This is a genomic window from Campylobacter concisus (assembly GCF_902460575.1).
Taxonomy (GTDB): Bacteria; Campylobacterota; Campylobacteria; order Campylobacterales; family Campylobacteraceae; genus Campylobacter_A; species Campylobacter_A concisus_AW.
Window position 1 is genome coordinate 48,818 of sequence record NZ_CABPUY010000004.1, and the last position, 2,820, is coordinate 51,637.

At 35.1% G+C, this 2,820-nt stretch carries 3 protein-coding genes; 1 reads left to right on the forward strand and 2 read right to left on the reverse strand.

The genetic code is table 11. From position 1 onward, the window contains the following. Window positions 1-165, reverse strand: a 165-nt coding sequence (locus tag F3G76_RS11030) for a DUF6538 domain-containing protein (protein ID WP_317454271.1), incomplete at its 3' end; no start/stop codon positions are given. 575 nt (window positions 166-740) lie between these two features. Here F3G76_RS11030 and F3G76_RS10150 point away from each other — a divergent pair. After that, complete coding sequence (locus tag F3G76_RS10150; RefSeq protein ID WP_149706648.1) at window positions 741-2,156, forward strand: plasmid recombination protein; 1,416 nt, start codon at window positions 741-743, stop codon at window positions 2,154-2,156. Between the two features lie 87 nt (window positions 2,157-2,243). On the opposite strand, the gene F3G76_RS10970 is transcribed toward F3G76_RS10150, so the two are convergent. After that, a complete protein-coding gene (locus F3G76_RS10970) occupies window positions 2,244-2,369 on the reverse strand; it encodes a hypothetical protein (RefSeq protein ID WP_262974847.1) in 126 nt (41 codons plus the stop codon). Window positions 2,370-2,820: the final 451 nt, after the last annotated feature.

Sequence of the window (2,820 nt, forward strand, 5' to 3'; positions counted from 1 at the left end):
GTTAAAAATTATAGAGTAGATCTTAGCACGATTTTTTGCTGTATCAAAGCGTTTTGTGAGGAAGGAGGTTATGTATTCGGTTTTATTACCAAAATAAGGCCTCAGATATAGTGGGATAGCTACTCTAAAGTAGTATATGCCATTTCGTTTGACTAGATATTGCATCTTTGTTACCTATGCAATATAACTTTGTAGCAAAATGTAGCAGATACCTAGTGTGAAACTGGCTGTGTACCGTCTTTTTGGTGCTTACACAAGGTTTATTTTTAAACCCTCATAAGCCGGAGGTCGGGAGTTCAAGTCTCCCCCGTGACACCATAACACCCTATTTTAGGCACTAGCAGTGATGATTTTGTTCTTTCCCTTTCTTTAAAATTTCCTTTAAGAGTGGGACACTTAGTTACTAAAGTGGGACAGTCTCTTAAAAATTCCAATGATTATAAAGCCATCGTCCTTTTAATACCATAAAAAATAGATTTGCTTTAAATTTTTACTTCTAGCTTTTTATCTAGAATCCCCTTAAATACGTAGTTTTAAGCTCTATCCTTTTACTATTTTTAATTTGTTCTTCTTAAATAACATATTTTTTCACTAAAATTTGCATTTCTAGCGCAGATTTTTTCCAAAATTGGTGTAATTACTATAAATACTTTTTAAAAGGATAAAAATGAAAAAATTTTCATTAATAGTAACTAGCACCGCTAGCAAGGAAGAAAGTTTATGTAGTGAGGTGATTTGCCATGGCTAATGCATATACAATAAATGATCACAACCTAGTTTTAAACGTAAGGTCGGGTTTTTTAACATATGGTAGAGCTATAGGTAGATTTGCACATGCGTGCCGTGAGAAAAATCAAACCGAGCATATAAAGTATCTCAACAAGAATCCAATCTCTATTAATCGCTACAAGCTCCTAAGTGAATTTAATGGCAATGGTAATATGAGAGATGCTAACAGCAAAGATGATGAACTACATAATATGGCTTTTGTAAAGAAATTACTTAAAGGCTTTCAGGATAGCTTTGAAGAAGACTATGCCAAGCAATCCTACACACAAAAACGACAAGGTAAAGATATAGTTATACGTAGAGCTTGGCGCAAAGATATGGCTGGTTTTTGTGAAGTCATCATCACGTTTGGTACAGACAGAGAGAAGGAGCCAAAAGAAGGGCTAAACGACGAAGAGTCAAAATTTATAAATGAAAACATACATATGGATAGAGTAATGAGATTTATAAACGCATACTGCGCGAAGTATGGCGCAAAGTGTCTGCTTGTGGCTGAGCATAATGACGAAAAGACCAAGCACTATCACATCATCTTTACAAACTACAACTTTGAGAAGCATGCAAATTTGAGATTTAGCGGCAGGTCAAAAACAGCAAAATTTGGCCAAGAGCTGCAAGATATGGGAGCCGAGGCATTTGAAGGTCAGGTACTTCGCGGTAAGCCAGGTAAAAATAGACATAAGAATTTAACCAAAATGCACCAAATAGCAAGTGAATATAAGAGTGAGCAAGAGTTAAAAGAGAAAATTCAAAAGCTTATAGAAGCGGAAGCAAATAAGTATATGCAAAAGAAAGAGCCTTTGTTGGGCGACGAGTACTTTAGGTTAGAGCCAAATGAAAAAAGAGCTTTAATAGTAGGTCTTAGAAATTCTGTTTTTGAACAAATGCAAGAGAATATAACCATCACATCAGACGAACAGCTAAAAGAAAAGGCAGAGCTTCTTGATGAGCAAGTAACAGAACAAAACAAGATCATAGAGGAATATAAAAAGAAAAATATAGAAGTCTTAAAAGAAAAAGAGCTGCTAGAAAAAGAGCTAGATAGTTTAAGAGAGACCCAAGCTGAGCAAGATAATGAGATAACGCATCTTAAAAATAGAGTAAAAGCACATGCCAATCAGCAAACAAAGATAGATGAACAAAATGCATTGATAAAGAGCAAAGTGAGAGAAAACCAATCTCTAACACGTAAAACCGAAAGTCTTCAAAGTGAAAATACTGGGCTAAGAGACCTTAATGACAAAAGCTTAGGTCTCTTACTAGAAATAGCAAGCACCAATCCTGAGCTAAAAGAGATGATAGTAAATGAGATGCCAGAGCTAAGAGGTAAATTTACAAAAGATGATGCTGGGATGGAGATGGGGTAGCAAGTATTCTTTAAAATTTACAATGCATAGCCAGCCGTGTGAATTCGTAGTCAAATTTACACGGCCTTGCTAAGCTTACGATATATTTTACGCAACACTCCTATATCTCATATAGACATACTCGTAAATTTTCTCTCTGCACGCCGAGATACTTATATCATCATAGCACTCAGGTAGCTCGCCCCAGAGCGTATCGCAAAAAGATAAGACCAAGCACCAGCATGCAGTATTGATGAGATATGAGGTTTGAGCCTGAACGCAAAAGATCCGCCGACTCCCAAAGGTCGCTCTCTAGCATTTGTAAATTTAGCCATTTATATTTTGCTTGCTATTTTAGCATTTTATGGATAGGGATTATTGTTTTAAAAGTAAGAAATTTTATGAGTGAAATTTTGAGCGTCCTAAAATAATATTTATCTTAAATAAAACTTAGACATTTTATCGACAAAGGTCATCTTTAAGGATAAAATTTTGTTTAAGTTGTATCTTTCTAAATAAAAATTTTGCCCGTCTGGCCAAGACCTTGCAGCAAGCTCGGTCCGAGCTTGCTAAGTAAGTTTATCAACATACTAAAAATGTTGATAAATATGCTAGAAACTGGCATTAAATTTATTGGATTATAACAAATAAATTCATAATGTAACATACTGCATGTGATGTAATG